The sequence below is a fragment of the Bacillus sp. FJAT-22090 genome, from assembly GCF_007676755.1.
Classification (GTDB): domain Bacteria; phylum Bacillota; class Bacilli; order Bacillales_A; family Planococcaceae; genus Psychrobacillus.
Genome location: NZ_VEBK01000006.1, coordinates 70,739 through 97,483, shown reverse-complemented (window position 1 = coordinate 97,483; position 26,745 = coordinate 70,739). Strand labels below are relative to the sequence as shown.

Annotated in this window: 28 protein-coding genes; 18 read left to right on the top strand and 10 right to left on the bottom strand. The window is 37.0% G+C overall.

Features of this window, described 5'->3' with window-relative positions:
• Together FS486_RS20290 and FS486_RS09630 are read right to left on the bottom strand one after the other, a co-directional pair.
• On the bottom strand, positions 1–333 hold a 333-nt coding region (locus tag FS486_RS20290), incomplete at its 3' end, for a hypothetical protein (RefSeq protein WP_222122586.1).
• A 146-nt stretch (positions 334–479) separates the two neighbouring features.
• On the bottom strand, positions 480–1,862 hold the full coding sequence (locus FS486_RS09630) for a glycine--tRNA ligase (RefSeq protein WP_144511121.1): 1,383 nt from the start codon (positions 1,860–1,862) through the stop codon (positions 480–482).
• Between the two features lie 411 nt (positions 1,863–2,273).
• Here FS486_RS09630 and ccpN point away from each other — a divergent pair, with 411 nt between their 5' ends.
• From ccpN to FS486_RS09585, 9 genes are all read left to right on the top strand, one after another.
• A complete protein-coding gene (gene ccpN, locus FS486_RS09625) occupies positions 2,274–2,912 on the top strand; it encodes a transcriptional regulator CcpN (RefSeq protein ID WP_186321410.1) in 639 nt (212 codons plus the stop codon).
• 11 nt (positions 2,913–2,923) lie between these two features.
• A complete protein-coding gene (locus tag FS486_RS09620; RefSeq protein ID WP_144511119.1) occupies positions 2,924–3,733 on the top strand; it encodes a pyruvate, water dikinase regulatory protein in 810 nt (269 codons plus the stop codon).
• 219 nt (positions 3,734–3,952) lie between these two features.
• Positions 3,953–5,782 carry a DNA primase gene (dnaG, locus tag FS486_RS09615; protein ID WP_144511118.1) on the top strand — a complete coding sequence of 610 codons (1,830 nt, stop codon included), beginning with the start codon at positions 3,953–3,955 and terminating at the stop codon, positions 5,780–5,782.
• A 28-nt stretch (positions 5,783–5,810) separates the two neighbouring features.
• Positions 5,811–6,935 carry an RNA polymerase sigma factor RpoD gene (gene rpoD / locus FS486_RS09610; protein ID WP_144511117.1) on the top strand — a complete coding sequence of 375 codons (1,125 nt, stop codon included), beginning with the start codon at positions 5,811–5,813 and terminating at the stop codon, positions 6,933–6,935.
• A 78-nt stretch (positions 6,936–7,013) separates the two neighbouring features.
• Positions 7,014–7,577: a hypothetical protein gene (locus FS486_RS09605; protein ID WP_144511116.1), complete on the top strand. Its 564-nt coding sequence runs from the start codon at positions 7,014–7,016 to the stop codon at positions 7,575–7,577.
• A gap of 157 nt (positions 7,578–7,734) precedes the next feature.
• Positions 7,735–8,874: an acyl-CoA dehydrogenase family protein gene (locus FS486_RS09600; protein ID WP_144511115.1), complete on the top strand. Its 1,140-nt coding sequence runs from the start codon at positions 7,735–7,737 to the stop codon at positions 8,872–8,874.
• A gap of 179 nt (positions 8,875–9,053) precedes the next feature.
• Positions 9,054–9,425 (top strand): cytochrome c550, encoded by a 372-nt coding sequence (gene cccA / locus FS486_RS09595; protein ID WP_144511114.1) that lies wholly within the window; start codon positions 9,054–9,056, stop codon positions 9,423–9,425.
• Between the two features lie 159 nt (positions 9,426–9,584).
• Complete coding sequence (locus FS486_RS09590) at positions 9,585–10,277, top strand: tRNA (adenine(22)-N(1))-methyltransferase (RefSeq protein WP_144511113.1); 693 nt, start codon at positions 9,585–9,587, stop codon at positions 10,275–10,277.
• Between the two features lie 3 nt (positions 10,278–10,280).
• Positions 10,281–11,399, top strand: coding sequence for a Nif3-like dinuclear metal center hexameric protein (locus tag FS486_RS09585; protein ID WP_144511112.1), 1,119 nt, complete (start codon positions 10,281–10,283; stop codon positions 11,397–11,399).
• A 35-nt stretch (positions 11,400–11,434) separates the two neighbouring features.
• On the opposite strand, the gene FS486_RS09580 is transcribed toward FS486_RS09585, so the two are convergent.
• Positions 11,435–12,415, bottom strand: coding sequence for a 4-hydroxy-3-methylbut-2-enyl diphosphate reductase (locus tag FS486_RS09580; RefSeq protein WP_144511111.1), 981 nt, complete (start codon positions 12,413–12,415; stop codon positions 11,435–11,437).
• A gap of 67 nt (positions 12,416–12,482) precedes the next feature.
• Positions 12,483–13,070, bottom strand: a complete 588-nt coding sequence (vrrA, locus tag FS486_RS09575; protein ID WP_144511110.1) for a VrrA/YqfQ family protein — start codon at positions 13,068–13,070, stop codon at positions 12,483–12,485.
• A gap of 104 nt (positions 13,071–13,174) precedes the next feature.
• On the opposite strand from vrrA, the gene FS486_RS09570 reads away from it, so the two are divergent.
• Together FS486_RS09570 and FS486_RS09565 are read left to right on the top strand one after the other, a co-directional pair.
• Positions 13,175–14,473, top strand: coding sequence for a DEAD/DEAH box helicase (locus tag FS486_RS09570; protein ID WP_144511109.1), 1,299 nt, complete (start codon positions 13,175–13,177; stop codon positions 14,471–14,473).
• Between the two features lie 13 nt (positions 14,474–14,486).
• Positions 14,487–15,371 (top strand): deoxyribonuclease IV, encoded by an 885-nt coding sequence (locus FS486_RS09565; RefSeq protein WP_144511108.1) that lies wholly within the window; start codon positions 14,487–14,489, stop codon positions 15,369–15,371.
• A 24-nt stretch (positions 15,372–15,395) separates the two neighbouring features.
• Here FS486_RS09565 and FS486_RS09560 read toward each other — a convergent pair whose 3' ends face one another.
• Positions 15,396–15,656 carry a hypothetical protein gene (locus tag FS486_RS09560; protein ID WP_144511107.1) on the bottom strand — a complete coding sequence of 87 codons (261 nt, stop codon included), beginning with the start codon at positions 15,654–15,656 and terminating at the stop codon, positions 15,396–15,398.
• A 105-nt stretch (positions 15,657–15,761) separates the two neighbouring features.
• Between FS486_RS09560 and FS486_RS09555 the strand changes: the two genes are divergently transcribed.
• Genes FS486_RS09555 through FS486_RS09545 form a run of 3 tightly spaced genes read left to right on the top strand, consistent with a single transcriptional unit; the run spans position 15,762 to position 17,781 of the window.
• Entirely contained in the window at positions 15,762–16,529 is a 768-nt protein-coding gene (locus FS486_RS09555) for a metal ABC transporter ATP-binding protein (RefSeq protein WP_144511106.1), read from the top strand.
• Positions 16,526–17,374, top strand: a complete 849-nt coding sequence (locus tag FS486_RS09550) for a metal ABC transporter permease (RefSeq protein WP_144511105.1) — start codon at positions 16,526–16,528, stop codon at positions 17,372–17,374. The genes FS486_RS09555 and FS486_RS09550 overlap by 4 nt, the downstream gene beginning before the upstream one ends.
• Positions 17,371–17,781: a Fur family transcriptional regulator gene (locus FS486_RS09545; protein ID WP_144511104.1), complete on the top strand. Its 411-nt coding sequence runs from the start codon at positions 17,371–17,373 to the stop codon at positions 17,779–17,781. The genes FS486_RS09550 and FS486_RS09545 overlap by 4 nt, the downstream gene beginning before the upstream one ends.
• A 132-nt stretch (positions 17,782–17,913) precedes the next feature.
• Here the strand turns inward: FS486_RS09545 and FS486_RS09540 are convergent, their stop codons facing one another.
• The 5 genes from FS486_RS09540 to FS486_RS09520 form a co-directional block, all read right to left on the bottom strand.
• On the bottom strand, positions 17,914–18,444 hold the full coding sequence (locus FS486_RS09540) for a GNAT family N-acetyltransferase (protein WP_144511103.1): 531 nt from the start codon (positions 18,442–18,444) through the stop codon (positions 17,914–17,916).
• 257 nt (positions 18,445–18,701) lie between these two features.
• Positions 18,702–19,283 carry a hypothetical protein gene (locus FS486_RS09535; protein ID WP_144511102.1) on the bottom strand — a complete coding sequence of 194 codons (582 nt, stop codon included), beginning with the start codon at positions 19,281–19,283 and terminating at the stop codon, positions 18,702–18,704.
• 12 nt (positions 19,284–19,295) lie between these two features.
• Positions 19,296–20,402: a flavodoxin-dependent (E)-4-hydroxy-3-methylbut-2-enyl-diphosphate synthase gene (gene ispG / locus FS486_RS09530; protein WP_144511101.1), complete on the bottom strand. Its 1,107-nt coding sequence runs from the start codon at positions 20,400–20,402 to the stop codon at positions 19,296–19,298.
• 89 nt (positions 20,403–20,491) lie between these two features.
• On the bottom strand, positions 20,492–20,815 hold the full coding sequence (locus tag FS486_RS09525) for a hypothetical protein (RefSeq protein WP_144511100.1): 324 nt from the start codon (positions 20,813–20,815) through the stop codon (positions 20,492–20,494).
• Between the two features lie 48 nt (positions 20,816–20,863).
• Positions 20,864–21,364, bottom strand: coding sequence for a DUF1189 family protein (locus FS486_RS09520; protein ID WP_144511099.1), 501 nt, complete (start codon positions 21,362–21,364; stop codon positions 20,864–20,866).
• 172 nt (positions 21,365–21,536) lie between these two features.
• Here FS486_RS09520 and FS486_RS09515 point away from each other — a divergent pair, with 172 nt between their 5' ends.
• The 4 genes from FS486_RS09515 to FS486_RS09500 all read left to right on the top strand — a co-directional run bounded on the left by FS486_RS09515 (position 21,537) and on the right by FS486_RS09500 (position 26,734).
• The gene (locus tag FS486_RS09515) at positions 21,537–23,168 is read left to right on the top strand and encodes a Na/Pi cotransporter family protein (RefSeq protein WP_144511098.1); all 1,632 of its coding nucleotides are present in this window, start codon (positions 21,537–21,539) and stop codon (positions 23,166–23,168) included.
• Positions 23,168–23,647, top strand: coding sequence for a DUF456 domain-containing protein (locus tag FS486_RS09510; protein WP_144511214.1), 480 nt, complete (start codon positions 23,168–23,170; stop codon positions 23,645–23,647). The genes FS486_RS09515 and FS486_RS09510 overlap by 1 nt, the downstream gene beginning before the upstream one ends.
• A gap of 119 nt (positions 23,648–23,766) precedes the next feature.
• On the top strand, positions 23,767–24,375 hold the full coding sequence (locus FS486_RS09505; RefSeq protein WP_144511097.1) for a superoxide dismutase: 609 nt from the start codon (positions 23,767–23,769) through the stop codon (positions 24,373–24,375).
• 115 nt (positions 24,376–24,490) lie between these two features.
• Positions 24,491–26,734, top strand: a complete 2,244-nt coding sequence (locus FS486_RS09500; RefSeq protein WP_144511213.1) for a peptidoglycan D,D-transpeptidase FtsI family protein — start codon at positions 24,491–24,493, stop codon at positions 26,732–26,734.
• Positions 26,735–26,745: the final 11 nt, after the last annotated feature.

The window sequence follows — 26,745 nt, the reverse complement described above, 5'->3', positions numbered from 1 at the left end:
GGACGTTATCCAATCAAAGAAATCCAACCGAGCATAAAAAATGCCTAACCGATCAAAAGAAGTTGCCATGCGAGCATAAACTGTGAACAACCGCTCATAAAAGGACGTTATCCAATCAAAGAAATCCAACCGAGCATAAAAAATGCCTAACCGATCAAAAGAAGTTGTCATGCGAGCATAAACTGTGAGCAACCGCTCATAAAAGGACGCTATCCAATCAAAGAAATCCATCCGAGCATAAAAAATGCCTAACCGATCAAAAGAAGTTGTCATGCGAGCATAAACTGTGCGCAACCGCTCATAAAAGGACGTTATCCAATCAAAGAAATCCATCCGAGCATAAAGACTCCCTATCCAAGCAAAAATACACGTCAATCAAAAGAAGTTCTTGCCTGCTAAGAAAGCAGGGCATATACATAGACGCATTTTCCCCAAAAACCGAGGACAGTGCACGTCGCACTGTCCTCGGTTTTCAAAATTTAAAATTGTAATTTTTCTTCAATATAAGCTTTCACATCAGTAATTGGCATTCTTGTTTGTTCCATTGAATCACGGTGGCGAACAGTAACTTGCCCATCTGTTTCTGAATCGAAATCGTATGTGATACAGAAAGGTGTACCGATTTCGTCTTGTCGGCGGTAGCGTTTACCGATAGATTGTGACTCGTCATAGTCTACCATGAAATGCTTGCTTAAATCAGCGAATAATGCAGTAGCGCCTTCAGAAAGCTTTTTAGATAGTGGAAGTATTGCTGCTTTTATTGGAGCTAGCGCAGGATGGAAGCGTAACACCGTGCGTTTATCGTCTCCTTCTAGTTCTTCTTCGTCATATGCTTCACAAAGGAAAGCTAGTGTAACACGGTCTGCCCCAAGAGATGGTTCGATGCAAAATGGTACATACCGTTCATTTGTAATTGGATCGATATAGTTAAAGTCTTCGCTTGAATGTTCCATATGTTGTTTTAGGTCAAAGTCTGTACGATCTGCGATGCCCCATAGCTCACCCCAACCAAATGGAAATTTAAATTCGATGTCTGTTGTTGCAGTGGAATAATGAGAAAGCTCATCTTCTGAGTGGTCTCGTAATCGAATGCTATCTTCAGCGACACCTAAATTTAATAACCATTCTTTACAATAGTTGCGCCAAAAAGCAAACCATTCCATGTCTTCGCCAGGTTTACAGAAAAATTCTAATTCCATTTGTTCGAATTCTCTCGTACGGAATGTGAAGTTACCCGGAGTAATTTCATTTCGGAAACTTTTTCCGACTTGTGCGATTCCAAATGGCATTTTTTTACGCATTGAACGTTGCACATTTTTGTAGTTAACAAAAATCCCTTGTGCCGTTTCAGGGCGTAGGAAGATTTCATTTGTAGAAGACTCAGTTACCCCTTGGAATGTTTTAAACATTAGATTGAACTGACGAATTTCTGTATAATCGAAAGCACCACATGAAGGGCAGACAATATTATGTTCCTTCATAATTTCTTCCATTTTCTCAAATGAAAGACCGTCTACGACCATTTCAATGCCCTCTTTTTCAAGAGCATCCTCAATAATTTTATCGACACGATGGCGTGATTTACATTTTTTACAGTCGACCATTGGATCGTTAAAGTTTCCAATATGACCAGAAGCTGCCCACGTCTTTGGATTCATTAAAATCGCTGCATCTAATCCTACATTATATGGAGATTCTTGTACGAATTTTTTCCACCATGCTTTTTTGATATTGTTTTTTAGTTCCACCCCAAGTGGACCATAATCCCACGTGTTTGCGAGGCCCCCGTAAATCTCAGAACCAGGGAAAACAAAACCTCTGTGCTTTGCCAAACTTACTACAGTTTCCATTGAAAATGTCATCTATATACCTCCATTTTGTTGAATGCACGTAAAGTAGGGAATAAAAAAAACTCGTCTCCGGGCAATTAGCCCGGGGACGAGTTTTATACCCGCGGTTCCACCCCGATTGATTGTAAAATACAATCCTCTTTACTTGCATAAGCTCAGAGCTGCCGTTTCCTGTTTTGTGGTCTTTCACCATCACCACTCGCTCGCTTTACAGTACTTATAATGCTCTTCAACGCTTTATAGTTTGTTGCTATTGTAACACGAGCATATTTACTTCGCAATAAATTATGTGAAATTTAGAGAGGAGGTAGAAAAACGTTAAAATTATATACTAAAATGCTGATATATCAAGGTTTCTTTATTTTGATAGTCATATTGTAATGTGCTACAATATTTAAGTATTAAGCATAACACTTTGAGGCGGTGAGTCCAATCGAACTCAACAAACGGCAGAATGAAATTTTGGACATTGTAAAAGGAAATGGTCCTATTACAGGTGAACAAATTGCAGATCGACTAAATTTAACTAGGTCTACACTTCGACCTGATCTTGCTATTTTGACAATGGCAGGCTTTTTAGACGCTCGTCCGCGTGTTGGTTACTTTTACTCTGGTAAAAAAACAGGCCAAGCAATTTCAGATAATATCGCACAGATGATAGTCAAAGACTTCCAATCAATTCCTATTGTTGTAGAAGAAAGCATGACAGTGTATGATGCTATTTGTCATATGTTTTTAGAAGATGTAGGATCTCTGTTTGTGGTAGATAAACAATCATTATTATCGGGAGTGCTTTCTAGAAAAGATTTTTTGCGCACAAGTATTGGAAACCAAGATTTAAACAAAATCCCAGTACATATGATCATGACGAGAATGCCTAATATTTCCTATTGTATGAAAGAGGATACAATTATTGAGGCTGCAAATAAATTAATGAGCCGACAAATTGACTCATTGCCTGTAGTAAAAAAGAGAAAAGATGGTTTAGAGGTAGTTGGAAGAATTACGAAAACAAATATTACACGTGCTTTCTTGTCTTTAGCCGATGACCATGACTTATAAGGAGTGAAACAATGAAAATGTTAAACCTGTTTATTGTCTCTGATTCAATCGGTGAAACGGGTGAGCTAGTGGCAAAAGCTGCAATAAGTCAGTTTAGACCTGGTCTGCAACATACAAAGTTAAAAAGATTTACACATATCGATTCATTGGATCATATAAAAGAAATTACGGAATTGGCAAAAGAACAAAATGCCCTTATTTTATATACGCTTGTTCAAACGGATATGAGGGATGCATTAATAAAATATTGTAAAGAATATCAATTAGATTCCGTAGATTTAATTGGACCAGTTATTAATCTATTAGAACGAAATTTAGATGAAAAGCCATTTGAAGAACCCGGATTAGTTCGCAAATTAGATGAAGATTATTTCAAAAAAATAGAAGCGATCGAATTCGCGGTAAAATATGATGATGGTCGAGATCCAAGAGGCTTATTACAAGCTGACATTGTATTGATCGGGGTTTCAAGAACTTCTAAAACGCCATTATCTCAGTATTTAGCGCATAAAAGATATAAAGTAGCTAATGTTCCATTAGTTCCGGAAGTAGAGCCACCCGAAGAACTTTACTTGGTAGATCCTGCTAAATGTTTTGGCTTAGTTATCACGCCCAAAAAGTTAAACTCCATTCGAAAAGAAAGATTAATAGCTATTGGTTTAAATGATGATGCTAGTTATGCTAAAATAGAACGGATAAACGAAGAAATTGCTCATTTTGAAAAAGTAGTGAAAAAGATTGGATGTACCGTTATCGATGTAACGAACCGAGCAGTCGAGGAAACGGCTAATGTGGTGATTAATCACGTCCAACAAAAATAATTAAAAAAAAAAGACCGATTCACAAATTGTGAAAAGGTTTTTTTGCATTGCGAATCGAATAAGTATAGATTAATAAGATAAAATGTTTTATAATAGTTATTTGTGGAAAAAAGAATTATAACTATATGAAACTTTTATTATGAATTATTTTGTCGATTCTTGCAGGAATTTTCTCGAATATCTCGAATTAATAAATTAGCAAGTAAAGATGGTGAAATAATGACAAATCGTATAGAAGAAGAAGTTATCGAACAAGTTAGGAATAACACAGATATTGTCGACATTGTTAGTGAGTATGTTCAACTTACGAAAAGGGGAAGAAACTATTTTGGTTTATGTCCTTTTCACGGTGAGCAAACACCATCTTTTTCAGTAACACAGGAGAAACAAATTTTCCATTGTTTCGGATGTGGTGCTGGTGGAAATGCAATTACATTTTTAATGGATATCGAAAACCTTTCTTTTCAGGATGCAGTAAGTAAACTTGGAAGCCGAATTGGATTATCGATTGAAGAAAGTTCCTCGCACTCTTCAGAAGCAAAAGCACCTGTCTCAAAAGAAGTAGCTATAATGAAAAAAGCGCATGAATTTGCAAGCGAATATTTTCATCATTTACTACTTCACACCGAGGAAGGAGAAAATGCATTACATTACTTAGAGGAAAGAGGGTTTTCTACAGAAATCATCGAAAAGTACAAAATTGGCTGGTCACTACCTAATTGGGATGCTTTGACTACTTTATTAGAACGTAAAGGTATGGATTTACAAGAAATAGAGAAAACTGGTCTTATTATCCGAAAAGAAAATGAAATGAAATATTTCGATCGCTTTCGAGGAAGAATTATGTTTCCTGTTTTTGATGAAACAGGACATGTTATCGCCTTTTCAGGAAGAGTACTGATCAAAAACGAAAATGAAGCAAAATATTTAAATAGTCCAGAATCACCGATATTCCAGAAAAGCCAAGTACTTTATAATCTAGATAAAGCCCGACTTGAAATTCGAAAACAGCGTAAAGTAATTGTCTTTGAAGGTTTTCTCGATGTCATTGCAGCTTCTAAAGCTGGAATTATCAATGGAATTGCAACTATGGGGACAGCTTTGACGTCTCAACATATAACAAAACTGAATAGATTGACTTCAAACGTCACATTATGTTATGACGGGGATAAAGCTGGTATGGAGGCTGCTAAACGAGCGGCTACGTCATTGCAAGCTCAAAATATTCAAACAGAAGTAGCAATCATACCCGATGCAATGGACCCGGATGACTATATTAGTAACTATGGGGAAGAAGCGTTTCGAACGAAAATTATTGAAAAACCGCATTCTTATTTATCATTTATGATGATTGTTTCGAAGCGAGATAAAAACTTTAATAATGAAAATGATACTTTACAGTATATTCAAGAAATATTGGAAATACTGAGTGAGAGAAACTCTTTGGTAGAGCGTGATTTATATATTCGACAACTTTCGCAAGAAACGAATATTTCAGAAGAAGCAATCTATCAACATTTACGAAAACTTGAAGGAAAAAAAGCAAAACAATCTAAAAATGAACCACCCCTTCCTCTACCAACTAACCAGGAATTGACGAAAAAAAAGAGGACTATTTCTGCAGATGAGCGTGCAGAACGAATTCTACTTGCTCATATGTTGCACAATGCACAAGTCATTGACATTGCACGAAATAGTACTGGCGAACAGTGTTTTATAAGAGATGCATACGAAGCAGTATACGTACGCTTAACTGGATTTTATGAACATTTTCCAGATGGAGATTATCAACGATTTTTAGAAGTGCTTAATGATTCGGAACTAAGAAAGATAGTTATGGAAGCAGCGCTCTCAGAACGTGATCCAGAACATGAAACAGAGGAAGTCATGGACTGCTTGCGCCATATTCGAAAATACCGGATAGAACAACAAATTGAGCGGAAATTACATGAAGCAAAAGAAGCAGAGAAAATGACTGATATGACAAAAGCTTTGCAACTTGCCTCAGAAGCGATTCAGTTAAAAAAATCATTAGCAACTTTTGAGTAAACATCCGGTAGCAAAAGGAGGATTTCTTATGGCGGACAAGTCTGAACGTACAAAAGAAACGGATATTGAATTATCATTAGAAGAAGCGAAAAAACAATTAATCGAACTAGGTAAAAAAAATGGTGAGTTAACGTATCATGATATTGCCGAAAAACTAGCGCATTTCGAATTAGAATCTGATCAGATAGAAGAATTTATCGATCATTTAGAAGGAAAAGAAATTGAACTTAGCAGAAAAGATGGCGATGAAGAAGACTTAGATCGTTTGATGAAAGGTAAAGAAGAAACCTTCGACTTAAATGATTTAAGTGTACCTCCAGGCGTAAAAATAAATGACCCAGTGCGTATGTATTTAAAAGAAATCGGACGCGTCGACTTATTAAAAGCATCGGAAGAGATCGCACTAGCAGAACGGATAGAGCAAGGGGATGAAGAAGCTAGAAAGCGTCTAGCAGAAGCAAACCTTCGTTTAGTTGTAAGTATAGCAAAACGTTATGTAGGCCGTGGGATGCTTTTCCTAGATTTGATCCAAGAAGGTAATATGGGGCTTATTAAGGCTGTAGAAAAGTTTGACCACCGTAAAGGTTTCAAATTTAGTACGTATGCCACTTGGTGGATTAGACAAGCAATTACACGTGCTATTGCCGACCAAGCTCGTACAATTCGTATTCCGGTGCATATGGTCGAAACGATTAACAAGCTAATCCGTGTACAACGTCAATTATTACAAGACTTGGGCCGTGAACCGTCTCCAGAAGAAATTGGGGAAGAAATGGACTTGCCAGCTGAAAAAGTACGTGAAATCTTAAAGATTGCACAAGAACCAGTTTCTTTGGAGACACCTATTGGAGAAGAAGATGATTCGCATTTAGGTGATTTTATCGAAGATGCGGACGCTCAATCCCCTTCAGATCACGCTGCATATGAACTTTTAAAAGAGCAATTAGAGGATGTATTGGATACATTGACAGATCGAGAGGAAAATGTATTGCGCCTTCGATTTGGCTTAGATGATGGACGTACTAGAACGCTTGAAGAGGTAGGTAAGGTATTTGGTGTTACGAGAGAACGTATACGTCAAATTGAAGCGAAAGCTTTGCGCAAACTACGTCATCCTTCACGCAGCAAACGTCTAAAAGATTTCTTAGAATAATTGATGAAGAGGCATCCTCGAAGGGTGTCTTTTTCTACATTCATCTCTTGTTACTGTCAGATGAAATGAGGATGGGCAATGTCAGTTCAACGTAAGCAAATAATTATAAATGAAATTGCTTTTTGGAAGAAAAATAAGCTCCTTCCCGAACATTATTGTGATTTTTTAACAGCGCTTTACGCACAAGGGGAAGGGGTAGAGGAAGAAGGAAAAGAGAAATCTTCTCAGGCAATATTAGCGAAAGAAAAGAAAAATAAAACTATTTTGTATGTAACTCTTGGAATCATCACAGCTATATTAATAGCTTCCCTTGTACTTATTACTACAGTTGCATTTATACCGATTATTGCCTCGGGAATTACGGTATGCGCTTTTTTATACATAGCTATTAAACTAGCAAAAAATAAGTCGGTAATGACGCCATTATTATTTGTTTTTTCTGCGTTACTTCTTTTAGGATTATCCTTTAAAGTGTGGGATGTTTATTTCATAGAATATCCTTCTATTTTAATTAGTTTAATTATCGGAAACTGTTTATTGTGGCTGTTTTCCGGTTTGCTCTTGAGGTTAATATATTTTAGTATTTCGGGCATTGTAGGGACTATACTCATCTTAATTTACTTATTTAGGTTCTATCTATAGATAGAGTTAAATGCAAGCGCCGACTACTAAAAATAGTTGGCGCTTTTTCTTCTATTCGAAGTTTCGTTCATTCTTTTTCATATAAACCTGCAAAATTGTTTTATTTTCAGTATAATAAGAATGTAAGCGTTTTTTATTTACAAAGGGGATGGAAGAAATGAATTTTGATTTGACACAAGAACAAGAAATGATTCGCAAAATGATTCATGAATTTGCGGACGAAGTGGTCGCTCCGGGAGCAATTGAGCGAGACAAAACGAAAGAGTTTCCAAAAGAAATCTTTAAACAGTTAGCCGACATGGGGATGATGGGCTTACCGTTTGCAGAAGAGTATGGTGGAGCAGGAGCAGATACAGTAAGTTTTGCAATCGTGACAGAGGAATTGAGTCGTGCATGTGCTTCGACTGGTATTACCTACTCTGCACATATTTCACTTGGAGGAGCTCCACTGAACTTATTTGGGACAGAAGAGCAAAAGCAAAAATATTTAGTGCCTGTTTGTACAGGAGAATCCTTCGGGGCGTTTGGCCTTACTGAACCAAATGCTGGATCGGATGCAGGCGGGACGCAAACAACTGCAAAAGAAGAGGGCAACGATTTTGTTATAAATGGAAATAAAGCATTTATTACGAATGCTAGCTATGCAAAGCATTTGGCATTGACAGCTATCACGGATATAAAGGATGGTAAAAAAGAAATTTCTGCGATCATCGTTCCAACGGACGCAGAAGGATTTTCAGTCATCGATAATTATGAAAAAATGGGATTGAACGCTTCAAATACGACAGAATTGGTTTTGGAAAATGTTCGAGTTCCACAAGAAAACTTACTTGGGAAGCGTGGAAATGGTTTTAGACAATTTTTAGTGACACTTGATGGAGGAAGAATAGGTATTGGTGCCATGGCAGTCGGAATTGCCCAAGCAGCATTCGATCGTGCATTGCGATATTCGAAAGAACGTAAACAATTTGGCAAAACTCTTTCTGAATTCCAAGTGACACAGTTTAAATTAGCAGACATGGCGATGAAAATCGAATTAGCCCGAACAATGGTGTATAAAGCGGCATGGTTAAAAGATCAAGGCCGTGCATTTGGAAAAGAAGCTTCTATGTGTAAACTTTATGCTTCTGAAATAGCAATGGAAGTAGCGGACCAAGCAATTCAAATCCATGGTGGTTATGGCTATATGAAGGAATACGAAGTAGAACGTTTCATGAGAGATGCTAAACTACTTGAAATTGGAGAAGGTACTTCGGAAGTTCAGCGCATGGTTATCGCAAGACATATTGGTTGCTAATCTCAAAGAAGATTATCTTTTTCTACATTTTAACCGTTTGAAAGTCGAAATTATGTCCAAAATGTCACAAACGAAGAAAACTTCCTCATTAGGACTTTTCGTTTTCGTTAGAATGCAGTACAATATTAGTGTTGACTAATTCTATTTAGAAAAGTATGTATCAAGAGGGAGGGTTAACTATGCAAAAGAATCCAATTATTCCATTTATATTAATTATGGCGTTTGGTATTGGTTTAATTTTCTTCTTATCAATGGAAGGCGTAAGCAACAAAGAAGAAATAGCTGCAACAGAAGAAAATGCTGAAGGTGGCGGTGAAGAAGCTGCTGCTGGAGAATTCGATCCAGCTGAATTCGCACAAGGTAAATGTATCAGCTGTCACGGAAGCAATTTCGAAGGACAAGGTAATTTCCCTTCTTTAGTAGCAACTACAAAATCTGAAGATGAAATTAAAGAAATCCTAGCAAATGGTAAAGGTATGATGCCAGGTGGTCTAGTACCAGCTGAAGATATCGATGCTATGGCTGCATGGGTTAAATCTTTAGGTGAATAATATTAAAAATGAAAAGACCTCGAATTTTTAAAAAAATCGGGGTCTTTTTTTGTTTTAGAATTTATTATATGCATTGGTTGTCACTTGCACAACAGATATTCTAGGTTGAAGTTTTCGCTTTTGTCCCTTTTTGTTATAATAAATCTGAGGTGTTTACTAGTGAATGCAAAAAATTTATCGGAAAGATTAAAAACAGTCGCTTCTTTCGTTGAATCCAATACTATAGTTGCGGATATTGGGAGTGACCACGCTTATTTACCATGCTATTTAGTGCATACAGGAGTCATTACGAAAGCAATTGCAGGAGAGGTAGTGAAAGGTCCTTTTGAATCCGCACAAAAGCAAGTGAGAAATGAAGGATTAGAAAAACAAATAGATGTACGATTCGGAAATGGTCTACAAGTAATAGATGAAGCGGACAATGTGCAAACAATCACAATTGCTGGAATGGGTGGTCCCTTAATTGCTTCCATTTTAGAGGCTGGAAAAGCGAAACTTACATCAGCAGAATGCTTAATATTACAACCAAATATACATGCGAAAGCAATTCGCGAATGGGCGATTAAAGAAAATTGGAAAATCGTGAACGAAACCATTTTAGAAGAGCATGATAAAGTGTATGAAATTATTGTTTTAAAAAAAGGACATATGGAGTTAACTGAGCAAGAACTTTTAGTCGGTCCTATTTTAATGAAAGAAAAATCGAATGTATATAAGAAAAAATGGTTGAATGAATTAAACGAATGGCAACGAATCGTAGACCAGCTGAACAAGACAGCTCAAACAACAGAAGTAGAACAAAAGAAAGAAGAGCTAGAAAGTAAAATAGCGTTAGTAAAGGAGTCGTTGTGAAATATGAAGCAAACAAATGGTCAACTGATCATCTCGTTATTTGAACAATGGGCACCCAAATCGCTTGCTGTCGAAGGGGATTCAATTGGGCTACAAATAGGCACGTTGAACAAATCCGTTTCAAAAGTATTAGTTACTCTCGATGTGAACCCAAAAGTAGTAAAAGAAGCAATCGAGCAACAATGTGAGCTTATTATTGCACATCATCCACCTATATATAGGAAGATGAAACATATGCGGACGGATTTACCCCAGGGAAGCTTAATCGAACAACTTATCAAACATGATATTGCGGTATATGCAGCACATACAAATTTAGATGTAGCAAATGGTGGAGTAAATGACTTACTAGCAAATGCTTTGGAATTAGAAAGTGTTCAAATTTTGGAGCATACGGCTGCAGAGAAATTGATGAAACTAGCTGTATTTACTCCAAAAGAATCAACAGAAGAAGTAAGGAACGCCTTAGGACAAGCAGGAGCTGGTCAAATTGGAGATTATACAAATTGCAGTTTCACCACACTTGGAGAAGGTCGATTTAAACCATCAGAGGATGCGGACCCTTATATAGGAAAAGTTAATGAGCTTGCTATCGTAGATGAAGATAAAATAGAAGTTGTATTTCCAGTTTCGTTAAAGAATCGTGTTCTTAAAGCTTTGCTTACGAGTCATCCATACGAAGAGCCAGCATATGATTTGTTCCTAATGGATTTATATGTGAATGAGATGGGGCTTGGTAGAGTAGGGTCATTGCCAAAACCAGTAAAATTATCGGAATATGCACAAACAGTGAAACAACAATTACAAGTGCCTTTTGTTCGTGTAGTAGGAGAGTTGGACAAACTCGTACAAAAAGTTGCTGTACTTGGTGGAGACGGAAATAAATACATTCAAACAGCAAAAAGAGCTGGCGCGGATGTGTTTATAACAGGTGATTTATATTTCCATGTGGCACAAGATGCAGAGGCTATAAATCTTGCTGTAATCGATCCAGGTCACCATATCGAATCTATTATGAAAAAAGGGGTAGCGGATTATATGAACAGAGTCTGTGAGGAAAAGAAACTTACTTGTACATTTATCCCCTCCAAGCTTTCTACAGAACCTTTTCAATTAATATAAAAGAAGCTGCTTCTGACTGAAGCAGCTTCTTTTCTTTAATTATTGATTGGGTAAGGTTCAATTCGGACCACTGGTTTCGGTACTTTGATTTTTGGTAATATCTTTTCGGGCATGACAGTTTTAGTTGTATCGTGTGTAGAAGGATCATTTGGATCAAATTTCTCTAAAAACTGAATAACTTCCTTCACGATTGGAGTTGGTGTTGATGCTCCGGCAGTAACTGCCACATGCTTAATATCTGTTAGCCATTCAAGCTTTAACTCCGAAATATCTCCAATTCGGTAAGAAGGTGTGCCTGCAATTTCCTCAGATACTTGTGTTAGTCTGTTAGAGTTGTTGCTCATCGGATCTCCTACAACGATTAATAGTTCGGCTTCTCCTGCTTGTTCTGCAACCGCTTCTTGTCGAACTTGAGTGGCAAGACAAATTTCTTTATGGACGTCAATATGGGGATATTTTTCTTTGAGCTTTTCCATTAAATGAACAACATCCCATTGAGACATTGTTGTTTGATTTGTTACAAGTAATTTTTCGGTGTTAAGAGATAAGTTTTCCACATCTTCAATCGTTTGGACAAGATGTACTTTGTCTGGTGCAACACCAATAGCACCTTCCGGCTCAGGATGTCCTTTTTTCCCAATATAAATAATATCATAGCCTTCTGCCGTCTTTTCTTTGATTAAGTCATGAGTTACCGTCACATCCGGACATGTGGCATCTATCGATACTAACCCTTTTTTACGAGCAAGTTCTTTTACTTCTGGAGATACTCCATGTGCTGTAAAGATTACAGTACCTTTGTCTACCTTAGAAAGTATATCTAGGCGATTCTCCCCGTCTAATGTAATAATCCCATCTTCTTCAAATGCGTCTGTTACATGTTGGTTATGGACAATCATTCCTAATATATAAATGGGCCTAGGTAAAGAAGTATCCAGTGCGGCATTACGGGCAATGATCATTGCGTCTACTACACCATAACAATATCCTCTAGGCGATATTTTTTGTACAATCATTTTAAGAAACTCCCTTCAATACGAGCATACTCATATTATAACGGAGCACTCAGATGAATACAAAACTTTAAATTGGTGGCTGGAAAATACGAGGAATCGACGCACCATTTGTGACTGCTCTTGTTACAGAAGAGGCCGCGGCTGCAGTGCCAGCATTCGATGCGGTTGTTGCAGCAGCAGTCGTACTCGGAAGAGATTGGAATCCTCTATACAGCTTTAAAAGTGCTGGTACATTTTGGATCATGGGAGCATATTGTCTTACCATTGGTGTTAGTTGTTGAGCAGTATTTAAAAATTTATCTGCAGTTTGCAAATAAGACATTGCTTTACTAGGTCCTTGTGTTGCTTGTGTTGCCTGTGCAGCTTGTGCGAATCCTCCAAAGGGATTATTAGGAGGGGTACGACCAGCCATGTTACCTAAGTTACTAAGAAGGTTTCCTGCCGGACCATTTGACTGCATTTGAGAAGCTAAGTTACTAAAAAACCCTCCTCCTTGGTTAGTGGGTGGAGTTGGTGCAAAATTTCCTTGCCCGCCAAAAAAACCTCCTGCAGGTGAGGATGGTGGGACATGAGAGGCTCCAGAAAAGTTTAAAAAACCACTACCACCACCTGCATTTCCGTTTTGTGCAAATGGATAAAAAGACTCATAGCGCATTTTTTCATCTCCTTTCGAACAATAAAGACTAATCTATTCTATGCAAATTATACGTTTTATGTACAATCGTGGTACAATAAAGAAATGTGAGGGAGGGACGCAGGATGTCCAAATATACAGATTATAATTTTCAGCCTTTTTTACAGCATGCAATTGATAAATTAGGCTTCCAAGAACCAACGCCAATTCAAAAAGAAATGATTCCTTTAGTGTTAAAAGGGAAGAGTGCGATTGGTCAAGCACATACTGGAACAGGAAAAACACATAGTTTTTTGATCCCAATTGTTGAAAAAATAGATGCTAGTAAACAAGAAGTACAAGCAATTATTACATCACCAACAAGAGAGCTTGCAACACAAATCTATAAAGAGTTGAACAAGCTAGTAGAAGGCACAGAAATACAAACAAAATTATTTATTGGTGGTACAGACAAAGCTCGTTCTATTGAAAAACTAAAAACGCAGCCACAAATTGTCGTCGGAACACCAGGGAGACTTCGTGATTTAACCGTTGAACAAGCGTTACTTGTGCATACTTCGAATATTCTAGTAGTTGACGAAGCAGATTTAGCATTCGACTTAGGTTTTATAAACGAGATTGACCAGTTTGCTTCTCGTATGCCAGAGCAATTGGAAATGTACGTGTTCTCTGCAACTATTCCGGAGAAGCTACAACCATTTTTGAAAAAATATATGGATTCACCGGTTCATATTAAAATTGGAGATAAACGTCCAGTAGCTGAAGGTATTGAGTTCACGGTTGTTCCAGTCCGTAGTAAATCACGCAAAAAACGTTTGCTAGACGTGATGGAAGGTATTAATCCTTATTTAGCAATCATCTTTGCTAATACGAAACAGCATGCTGACGAAGTTGCGAATTATTTACAAGGCAACGGTGTAAAAGTCGGTGTTGTGCATGGCGATATATCTCCACGTGACCGTAAACGAGTGATGAAGCAAATTCATGAACTAGAATTTCAATATATCGTGGCAACAGATTTAGCAGCGCGAGGAATTGATATTCCAGGTGTAAGTCATGTGATTAACTATGAAATCCCAGACGATTTAGAGTTTTTCATCCACCGAGTAGGAAGAACTGCACGTGCAGGACTTACCGGTTCAGCCATTACATTATATGAGCCATCTGATGAAGATGCATTAATACGTATTGAAAAAATGGGTGTTACATTCGAACATAAAGATGTTATTAATGGCGAATGGTCGGAGTTGAAGGAAAGACATGCCCGTAAAAACCGTCCGAAAATGGAAAATGAAATAGATGCAAAAGCAAAAGCATTAGTACGAAAACCGAAAAAAGTTAAACCAGGCTATAAACGTAATATGAAATGGGAAATGGATAAAGTGAAGAAAAGAGAACGACGTATTAAAAACCGTAAGAAATAAGGGGGATATACCAATGCTTTTAGGATCACATGTTTCAATGAGTGGAAAAGAAATGCTTCTTGCATCAAGCAAAGAAGCAGCTTCCTATGGTGCGAATACTTTTATGATTTATACAGGTGCACCCCAAAATACTCGTAGAAAACCAATAGAAGAATTGAATATTGAAGCCGGCTTGCAACATATGAAGGAAAATGGCCTATCTAATATCGTTGTACATGCCCCATATATCATAAATTTGGGAAATACCACAAAACCAGAGACATTCGCACTAGGCGTAGACTTTCTGCAAAAAGAAGTAGAACGAACTGCTGCCATTGGTGCAACGCAAATTGTATTGCATCCTGGTGCCCATGTTGGTGCTGGAGCAGACGCAGGTATCCAGAAGATTGTAGAAGGATTAAATGAAGTGCTTACACAAGATTTCCCTGTACAAATTGCTTTAGAAACGATGGCGGGCAAAGGCTCTGAATGTGGCCGTACATTTGAAGAACTTGCTCAAATCATTGATGGTGTTGTGAATAACCATCGTCTTTCTATTTGTTTAGACACTTGTCATATTCACGATGCCGGTTATGATGTCGTAAATGATTTTGATGGAGTGTTGAATGAATTTGATAAAGTTATTGGGCTAGAGCGTTTAAAAGTACTGCATATAAACGATAGTAAGAATATTCGTGGTGCTGCGAAGGACCGTCATGAGAATATTGGCTTTGGTGAAATTGGCTTTGAAGCATTATTAAATGTGGTGCATCATCCCCAATTAACCGAAATTCCAAAAATTTTAGAAACACCTTTTGTTGGAACGGACGCAAAAACAAAACAAGCACCATACAAAATAGAAATAGAAATGCTTCGTTCAAAATCATTTAATCCAAATGCAATTGATGCTTTACGCTAATATGTTACAAACACGTACCCTCTTTTATTTAAAAGAAGAGGGTGCTTTTTGTTTTATTTCGTTGAATAAATTGACTGCTCGTTGCTCTCCAAGTAATTGGATAAGCCTTTGCTGGATGGAAAGGGGAACTCCGAGTACTAGCCAAGACAAAGAAATTTCTTTTAGAAGTGGATGTACACCATTTAATTCTTTCTCAGATAATTGAATATCAAATCCTTGAAGTATTGTTTTAAATTCTTTTTTAGAACAACTTTGCAATTGAATAATAAACTTTCCGATATCCAATAAAACATCCTTTCAAGTTTCATTTATTTACATAATAGAAATTTTCCACTATACTATAGTACTGTAAACCGTAATGATTATGAATTAGAATAGAGGGAAATACATATGGCCATGCCGTTAATACAATTACAAAATATATCTTACCAATATGAACAAACAAAAGCGCTAACAGATATAAATTTAACGATTGAAGCAGGTGATTTTCTAGCAATCATTGGACCAAATGGATCTGGTAAGTCTACCTTATTAAAAATAATTCTTGGATTATTAAAACCGACAAAAGGGAAGGTGCTTCTTTTTGGAGAGCCTGCAAATCAATTTAAAGGAAGAGAACGTATCGGTTATGTTTCCCAAAAATCGAATGCATTTAATACCGGATTTCCTGCAACTGTAGAGGAAGTTGTTCGTAGTGGCTTAGTAAAAAAAATAGGATTATTTCAACGGTATCCTAAAAATGTGCAGATTGAAGTGAAACAAGCGCTAAAGTCAGTAGGAATGGAAAGCTTTTCTAAAAAAAATATTGGGGATTTATCCGGTGGTCAACAACAGCGTGTGTTTATCGCAAGAGCCTTAATAAGCAATCCTAAGGTATTAATATTGGATGAGCCGACAGTTGGGGTGGATAGCAAAAATGTTCGTTCATTTTATCTTATGTTATCTCATTTAAATCGGGAACATAATATAACAATTGTTTTAGTGACACATGATGTGGATGCCGTTTCAAAAAGTATTAGTCACGTAGCGTGCCTTAATAGGACTATACATTTCCACGGGTTTAAAAATGAAATGGACACGATGAGCGACGAACAGTTAGAGGCATGGTATGGTCATGCGGTTCGTAAAGTGGACCATCGTAATGAGGTGCAAGCATGATCGACTCTATATTTCACTATCAATTTCTTCAAAATGCATTTGGTGCAGGTTTAATCATTGGTGTAATTGCACCCCTTCTTGGTGTATTTATCGTTGTTCGTAGGCTTTCACTGATTGCAGATGCTTTAAGCCACGTTACGTTAGCTGGTATAGCTGGTAGCCTGTATCTAAGCCAATCAATAGGAGCGTTAGCGTTATTAAACCCTTTATATTTGGGGATTGCCGCTTCGGTGACAGGATCTTTATTTATCGAACGACTTCGCAGATTATATAAACATTATGAGGAGCTAGCTATCCCGATTATTATGTCTGCGGGTCTTGGCTTTGGAGCGATTTTCATCTCTCTTGCAGAAGGGTTTAGTTCAGATTTATTTAGTTATCTATTTGGCTCTGTATCCGCAGTAAGCCGACAAGATTTATGGATCGTTGTCATTATTGCTACTATTGTCATTTTGTTTTTAGGCTTGTTTTTTAAAGAATTATTTGTTTTGTCGTTTGATGAAGAGTATGCCAAAGCGTCGGGACTTCCTGCAAAGTGGATACACGTATTATTTATGATCGTCACGGCATTAGTTATCGCTGGTTCTATGCGAATCGTTGGAATTTTACTAGTTTCATCTTTAATGACATTGCCGGTTGCAGCTGCGATGCGTATTTCTAAAAGCTTTAAACAGGCAATTTTTTTCTCTATATTATTTGGTGAATTGGCTGTTATTATTGGATTAGTCAGTGCATTCTATTTAAATCTCGCACCAGGTGGTACAATTGTAGTAATGTCTATTATTATACTTCTCCTTACTATATTTTTAAGAAAAATGGGCAGGAAGGGAGTTCAGTCTACATGAATATTGATAAAGCATGGGAAATTTTAAAAAAAGAAGGCTTTAAAAAAACGGATAAACGAGAACAAATATTAGATATTTTTTCTCAAACCGAAAAGTATATTACAGCACGAGATATATTAGATGTCATGATGGTTGAACATCCAGGGATGAGCTATGATACTATTTACCGGAATTTAAGCACGTTCGTGGAATTAGGCATTTTGGAAGAAACAGAGCTCACTGGAGAGAAGCATTTCAGAATGCAATGTGAAGCAGAGCACCATCATCATCATTTTATTTGTATGTCTTGTGGAAAAATAAAAGAAATTAACTATTGCCCGATGGAGACGCTTCAAAATGCGATTCCAGGCTATCAAATTGAAAATCATAAATTTGAAATCTATGGTAACTGCCCAAACTGTCATTAATAAAACCTCGCCAAATTAAATTTTGGCGAGGTTTTGTTTTATAAACCTATTTTAACGATATTACTGTGTAAGTCACTTATTTACTGTAGGCGAATGAAGTAAAATTATAAGTAGAAGGATAGAGCTATAAAATTAGTGATTTGGATTTATTATTGCTAACATTTGATGATCTTCCCACTGTCCATTGATTTCCACGTTTTTTATTGCTATTCCTTCTTTGTGAAATCCTGCTTTTTCTAAAACTCTTATGGAACCAATATTATGTGGCATAACACCAGCCTCAATTCGATGCAAATTAAGAATTTCAAAAGCATAATTCACAACCAACTTGGCAGCTTCAGTTGTATACCCTTTGCCATTATGCTTTTGGTCTAAAGAGTAACCTAGAATAGCGCAGTGGCGCGGACCACGGGCAACTTGGAATAACCCAATAGTTCCGATTAGAAGGTCTTCATTAGCTTTAAAGATTCCAAAACGATATTCAAGTTCTTTCTTTGTATTTTGTTCCCATTTTTCTATTAATTCCTTTTGTGTTTCGATCGTTAAATAGTTAGAAGGACGAGTGCTTGAGTATTTATCAAAAAATAATTGATTTCTCTTTTCTAAATTCAATAGCTCATCAGCATCTGAGAGAGTTAGAGGGCGTATATAAATATTTGACATCTAATCTTCCTTTCTATAAGAAATAAATATAATTTATTATAACATAGACATTATTTACTCTTACATCTATTAGATTAGCTATAAATTGTTCGTCATCTTCTTGGAATAGAGTAGAAGGGCGACGGAGAGACAATCATCAAGAAAAGAGATGCTGCTTATGACATTGGCCATGAGCAGCATCTCTTATATGGTATAAGCATAAGTCTATCTAAAGCTGTTCGAAAACGAGGTTCTGAACAGGGCGTTTTACTTAATAATTACTTATGCATAGCAATCGCAAATTCCTTTTCAATCCAGTTATTTGCTTCAATCCAGTTATTTACGCGAATAACGCCGTTTGGAGCGGGTTGCTGATTGTATGGTGTGTTAAATAATAGTACGGGAATGTCTAATTCTTCATGTATCCCCACAGCATTATCATGCTTATCTTCAAAGAAGACGTGGACGCCATGTTTTCTAGCAGTTTCAATCTTATTATGTGTTCCGATCAATTCGATATGATCATAAAGTAGCTCTTGCTCTTTAAACCAGTCTAGTGTAACATCCATCACATTTTCTCCACGAGCGGAGATGAAAAACAATTCGTATTTTTCTTTCCAAGCAGATAACACTGCTTTTGCATCTGGTTGGATAGGGGATGTTGCATAGATGATTGGCTCTGTTTTCTTAAACCATTCATAAAATTCTATTTCATTAACAGGAAAAGCTTTTGTAAGATCGTATTCTTTAATATCTGCTAATTGTAAATTACATTTAAATGCTTCATTAATATGTGGAAGCAAAGAAGTAGGACATGTTACGGTCCCATCTATATCGATTCCGAATCGAATATTCGTCATTTCCACGGCTCCTTACGCTTTTTGTTTTTCTAGTTCTTGTTGTGCAAAGTACTCTGCGGCAATTTTATCGATCTCTATCTTTAGTTCTTCTACCATTGTTTCTTCTGGTACTTTACGAACCGTTTTTCCTTTGCGGAATAAAAGACCTTCACCGCGTGCTCCTGCAATACCGATATCAGCTTCACGTGCTTCTCCAGGACCGTTAACTGCACAGCCGAGAACAGCGACTTTAATCGGTGCTTTAATATGCGAAATATATTCTTCTACTTCGTTTGCGATAGATATCAAGTCAATTTCAATCCGTCCGCAAGTAGGGCAAGAGATTAGTGTAGCAGCATTTGAAGATAATCCAAATACTTTTAATAATTCACGTGCCACTTTTACTTCTTCTACAGGGTCAGCACTTAATGATACACGCATTGTATTTCCAATGCCCATTGCGAGTAATGTACCCAGACCAGCAGCACTTTTAATCGATCCTGCAAAAAGTGTACCGGATTCGGTAATTCCTAAATGTAATGGGTAATCGAATGCTTCTGAAGCTTTTCTATAAGCTTCAATCGCTAAGTTTACGTCGGATGCTTTCATCGACACAATAATATCGTGAAAATCTAAGTCTTCTAAAATTTTAATATGATGTAATGCACTTTCTACCATACCGTCTGCAGTAGGATAACCGTATTTTTCCAAAATCTTTTTCTCCAAAGAGCCGGCATTTACACCGATACGAATTGGAATACCTTTTGCTTTAGCGGCATTCACAACTGCTTCTACTTTTTCTTTTCGCCCGATATTACCCGGGTTGATACGAATCTTATCTGCACCTTGCTCAATTGCAATAAGTGCAAGTTTATAGTCAAAATGAATATCCACAACTAGTGGGATATTAATCCGTTCTTTTATAGCTCCGATCGAATTTGCAGCGCGTTCATCTGGACATGCGACACGAACGATTTGACAACCAGCTTCCTCTAAGCGCAGTATTTCTGCAACAGTTGCTTCCACATCATGTGTTTTTGTTGTCGTCATACTTTGGATAAATAGTTCGTCACTGCCACCTATTGTTAAGTTTCCAACTCGAACTGGACGAGTTTTGGAACGATGAATTATTTCACTCATGTAATTCTCTCCTTCTCGAGGCTTTATGCCATCACATCCACCATTTTATCAGTCTTTCGAATGAATTGACAAGAAAGAAACCTCTATTTCTAATTTTTACATGGAGTAGAGGTATTATATACAGGTAATAGAACATGTTCACCTGCTGTAAATGACTGATTGATAAGATGTGGATTCAATGTATAGAGGTCGTTTAGTCTTTCTGTGAAAGAGATAGCTTTAGAAGCAGGATACAAAGAGAATAGCGAATATATAGTATCTCCTCCTACAATCTCTACTGATATATAATCAAGCGTTTCGCTACATTCTTCTACAGCAGGATAATAAGCAAGCGGGATAGTACCTTCGAATAGATCTACTTTTACAATATAAAACGATATTAAGAGTAAGATAGTTGCTAAGAATATTTTCATGTAAAAACCCCCTTGTCCCACTTTATGCGGGACAAGGAGGAGATATGATTATCGTTTAATAGGATAATATTTAGTAGCCAGTATTAAGTACACTAGAGTTATAACATAAATGGCTAGCTGTAAATAACTATTTGACCAGGAAAGTAATGCTGCAACAATCGAAAGAAGCATTGGAACAGTACTTGCAAAAAGAGTAGTCCTCCAAATATGACGATATTCCCCTTTACGTTTTCTGACAGACAAAATAAGAATGCCGACATATGCAAAAATACTTACGCGCACAAAGATTAGTAATGTATTAAACACAAATAAAAATACAAATGCAAAAGGATAGAGCAGCCACTGGATTTTTTCGAAGTATTCGAGTAACCCTTCCATACTTGTTTGTTGTCCTGACATTCCATTTGTAAAAAGAACGAAAGAAATAATGGTCATAATGAGAATATAACTAAATATGTATTGCATTACTTTTCCAATAGGAATAAGTCGAAATGCCGCAATTTTTTTCGGACTATGTAAACTTGCTCGAAACAATTGTAATAAATTCATCAAATCAACCCTTTCTGCTACATTTTATCATCAATTTGCAAAGGAAAACAAAGTATTCATTTATTAATGTTAAGAGATTGTAAAGATGTTGTGCTTTCTATTTACAATTGCTTTATAATCTAGCCATAATAGAGGACGTGTGAAACTTGTCGAAACGGGGGTTATATGGAACGTGGAACTCAATTGGCAACAAATGTTGTTTGAATTTTTTGGTGGACTGGGTATCTTCTTGTTTGCTATTAAATTTATGGGAGACGGACTGCAAAAGGCTGCAGGCGATAAACTTAGAGACATATTAGACCGCTACACAACTAATCCATTTATGGGTGTTTTAGTAGGTATTATTGTAACGGTATTAATCCAATCTAGTTCTGGTACGACTGTAATTACGGTTGGATTAGTAAGTGCTGGGTTTATGAAATTGCGACAGGCTATTGGTGTTATAATGGGGGCCAATATTGGAACGACAATAACAGCATTTATCATCGGATTTGATGTGGGTGGCTATGCTCTACCGATTATGGCAGTAGGTGCCTTTCTATTATTTTTCTTTAAAAAACGCAGAGTTCAAAATATAGGAGAAGTAATATTTGGCTTTGGTGGATTATTCCTTGGTCTGGAACTAATGAGTGGGGGCATGAAGCCGCTTCGTGAATTGTCTTCTTTTACTGAGTTTACATTAGGGATGAGCGACCATCCCTTATTAGGTGTTATTGCGGGTACTATATTCACATTAGTAGTACAGAGTTCAAGCGCAACTGTCGCTATATTACAAGGTTTGTATGCAGAAGATTTATTATCATTAGCCGGTTCACTGCCAGTATTATTCGGAGATAATATTGGAACTACCATCACTGCCGTATTGGCTTCTTTAGGAGCTTCCATAGCCGCTAAACGTGCGGCTGCAACGCATGTTTTATTTAATGTGATAGGCTCGATTATATTTCTAATTTTTTTGGCACCGTTTACGATGTATATTGAATGGATTTCAGGATTGTGGCATTTAGAAAATAAAATGCAAATTGCATTTGCCCATGGCTCATTTAATGTTGCGAATACCATTCTACAGTTTCCTTTGATTGGAACTTGGGCGTACATAGTTACTAAACTTATTCCTGGGGAAGATGTAGGAATTGATTATAAGCCGAAACATTTAGATGTACATTTTATTGAACAATCACCTTCTATTGCAATAGGACAAGCTAAAGAAGAAATTTTAAGAATGGGCTCTTTAAGTGTTCAAGGACTTGAGACTACTTTCTCTTATTTAAAAACAAAAAACAAGCGAGACGCAGAGATAACCTGTCAGATAGAAGATGCTCTAAATAATCTAGATCAAAAAATTACAGATTATTTAGTCAAAATTTCCTCTCAATCATTATCTTTACAAGACTCCAATCGACATAATATGTTGATGAATACAGTTAGAGATGTGGAAAGAATCGGGGATCATTTCGAAAATATTATTGAATTGATCGAGTATCAGGAAACGAATCGACTGGAACTTACAGAAGATGCGATGCAGGATGTTTCGGAGATGTTCGAGTTAACTATTGCTACAGTTAAAAAAGCAATAGAAGCCCTAGATTCTAGTGATGACAAACTTGCAAACGAAGTGTATGAACAAGAAAATGTACTTGATAAAATGGAACGCCAATACAGAAAAAATCATATTCTTCGTGTCAATGAAGGGAAATGTTCTGGACAAGCGGGAATAATGTTTGCCGACATACTTAGTAATTTAGAAAGAATTGGGGACCATGCATCTAATATTGCGGAAGCCGTATTGGGGAAACGTATATGATCGAGATTATCGGATGGATTTTGATAATTATTAGTTTTCTTATCGCCTTTATAGGTACGTTTTATCCTATAATCCCATCAGTTGTCTTCATGCTGTTAGCCTATATTTTATACGGTCTATTTTTCTCTTTCGAAGAGTTAACCTTGTTATTTTGGGTTATCCAAGTACTCTTTATTGTTTTATTATTTAGTGCGGACATGGCAACGAATGCGTTTGGTGTGAAGAAGTTTGGTGGAACGAAAGCGGGGATATGGGGAAGTACAATTGGACTTCTCTTCGGACCATTTGTTATTCCGGTAGCGGGAATTATAGTCGGACCTTTTCTCGGTGCTATATTGGCAGAACTGATCGTCACAAGAAAAGGATTTACACAAGCAGTGAAATCTGGAATCGGTTCTTTAATCGGTTTTCTTACTTCCTCAGTTGTAAAAATTATTATACTTTCAGCGATGATTGTTGTGTTTATCGTCTTTATCTAATTTCAGTCAAAAGTATGAGAATATATTTTTTAGGTTATTTTCATTGAACGTTTTCTTTTATTTTGATACGCTAATATACGGAAAGAATTTTCTAAAATTTTCTTTAGGAGGAAACAGACATGGCATATGAATTACCACAATTACCTTACGCGTACGACGCACTAGAACCACATATTGATAAAGAGACGATGAATATTCATCATACGAAACACCATAACACATATGTAACAAACTTAAATAACGCAGTAGCAGGTAAAGCAGACCTAGAAAGCAAATCAGTAGAAGAGTTGATCGCTGACTTAGATGCTCTTCCAGAAGATATTAAAACTGCAGTTCGCAACAATGGTGGTGGACATGCTAACCATTCACTATTTTGGCAACTTCTTTCACCAAACGGTGGGGGAAATCCAACTGGTGAATTAGCAGCAGCAATCGATGCTAAATTCGGTAGCTTCGACGCTTTCAAAGAAGAGTTCGCTAAAGCAGCGACAACTCGTTTTGGTTCTGGCTGGGCTTGGCTATCACTAGCTAACGGAGAATTAGAAATTTCTTCTACAGCTAACCAAGATTCACCGATCATGGAAGGTAAAACTCCATTATTAGGATTAGACGTTTGGGAGCATGCTTACTACTTAAACTACCAAAACCGTCGTCCTGACTACATCGGTTCTTTCTGGAATGTAGTAAACTGGGATGAAGTAGCAAAACGTTACGCGGCTTCTAAATAATTTCATGTAAAAAAGAAACTTAGCACACACTTTTACGTCTAAAAGTGTGTGCTTTTTTATGTTACACTAGTAAATAGGGTAAAAAATGAAAATTATTATACAAGTAGGTGATCTCATGCGAAAAATTCCCAATAAACGTGCACAAAGTGTAAAAGCAAAACAACGAGCAAATATTACTTTTCGTATGAATATACTGTTCTTTTCCATATTCATTCTTTTTACGATGTTAATCCTACGTTTGGGATATTTACAAATAGTAAAAGGTGAAGATTATGCAAGAGAATTAGAACGTGGAGAAGAGGTTTCTGTGAATACAAGTGTTCCTAGAGGTCGCATTTTCGATAGTGAAGGGCGAATTCTAGTAGACAATAAGCCTCAACGTGCTATTACCTATACGAAAATGCAGACAACTACATCAGAAGATATGTTCACAATAGCAGAAGCGTTAAGCTCACTCATAGAAAAAGATACGAATGCCATTACAAAAAGTGATTTGCAAGATTATTGGCTGCGTAAGTATAAGGACGAAGCAAGTGACTTAATAACGGATAAAGAAAGAAATAAAATCGAAAAAGACGAAGACCTATCCAAAAAAGAAAAAAATGCAGCGATTAACCGATTGACAAGAAGCAAAATTACAGAAGAACAACTGAACTCCTTTACAAAGCAAGAGTTAGAAGTAATCGCCATTTATCGGGAAATGGCTTCTGGTTATGCACTTTCTCCTCAAATTATTAAAGGTGGGGATGTAGCTGACAAAGAACTGAAGCCAGGAGAAATTTCCGAGGAAGTAACCGTAGAGGAATTTGCACGGGTATCGGAACGTTTAGGTGATTTAAAAGGAGTCAATACGACAACAGACTGGAGAAGGGTGAAGAATTCTACCCTTGCAATTTTAGGTACTACTACATTACCAAAAGAAGGTATTCCAAAAGATCGTTTAGATTATTTCTTATCAAGAGACTATTCTCGAAATGATCGAGTCGGGAAGAGTTATATCGAGCAACAATATGAAGAAGTTCTGCAAGGACAAAAAAGTGTTGTCAAAAATATAACAGACGGTAAAGGCCGCGTTGTCGATATAAAAACTGTATATGAAGGCGAGCCAGGGAAAGACTTAGTTTTAACAATTGATAGTGAACTACAACTAGCTCAAGAACAAATACTAGAAAAGGAACTTCTGAAATTGAAAAATAATGCCGGAGCAAAGTATTTGGACCGCGCATTTTTCATCATGATGGATCCTTATACAGGAGAAGTACTTTCTATGGTCGGCAAACAGGTTGTGAAGGATTCTAAAACAGGCAAGCCAACAGTTCGAGATTATGCCTTTGGATCATTTACAACTTCTTATGAGGTCGGATCTACTGTTAAGCCTGGAACGCTTTTAACAGGATATCGGGAAAATGCGTTAAATCCTGGTGACACATTAATAGATGAGCCGATTCGCATAAAAGGATCGTCACCAAAGAGTTCTGTCTTTAATCGTTCAGGTAGAATTGCGCTAAGTGATTTAGAAGCGATTGAACGTTCATCCAACGTTTATATGTTTAAAGTCGCCTATGCTTTAGCTGGTCGAACTTACCAGCCAAATCAAGGGATTAATTTTGGGCCAGAAGCATTTCAAAAGATGCGTAATGGTTATGCACAACTAGGACTGGGTGTTCCTACGGGTATTGATTTGCCTGGGGAAGTTTCAGGAGTTGAGGGTGGTTTAGAAATGGGGAAACTACTCGATTTAAGTATTGGACAATATGATACGTATACACCATTACAGCTCGCTCAATTTGTAGCAACTTTAGCTAATGGGGGAAGCCGAATTCAGCCACATGTAGTAAAAGAGATCAGAGAACCTTCGATAGATGGAGTGGAACTCGGAAAAGTAGTAAAAGAGATAGCTCCTAATATTCTTAACACAGTAGAAAATACGCAATCGGAGATCAATCGTATTCGCTCTGCTATGCAACGGGTTTATTACGGAGGCAAAGGAACAGCAAGAGGTGCGTTTGCTAACTCACCATTTAATGGAGCGGGGAAAACAGGAACAGCACAATCTTTTTTTTATGATGCAACAATAACAAATAAACTCCAACGTAACCAACGAACTGTTAATTTAACTCATATTGGGTTTGCGCCATTTGACAATCCGGAAATTTCTTATGCACTCGTTATTCCCTGGGCATCGCTTGAGGCAAATTACAAAACGAATGTTTCAACAGCTATCGCTCGAGAACTAGTCGACAAATATTTTGAAATCCAACAAAAAAATAGTACATTGAAAGAAAATGAAGCTACTGCAACACCACTTATCAAACCACCATTCACAAATGACAATATTGATGAGGAACAAGCTCAATAAAAATATTACTG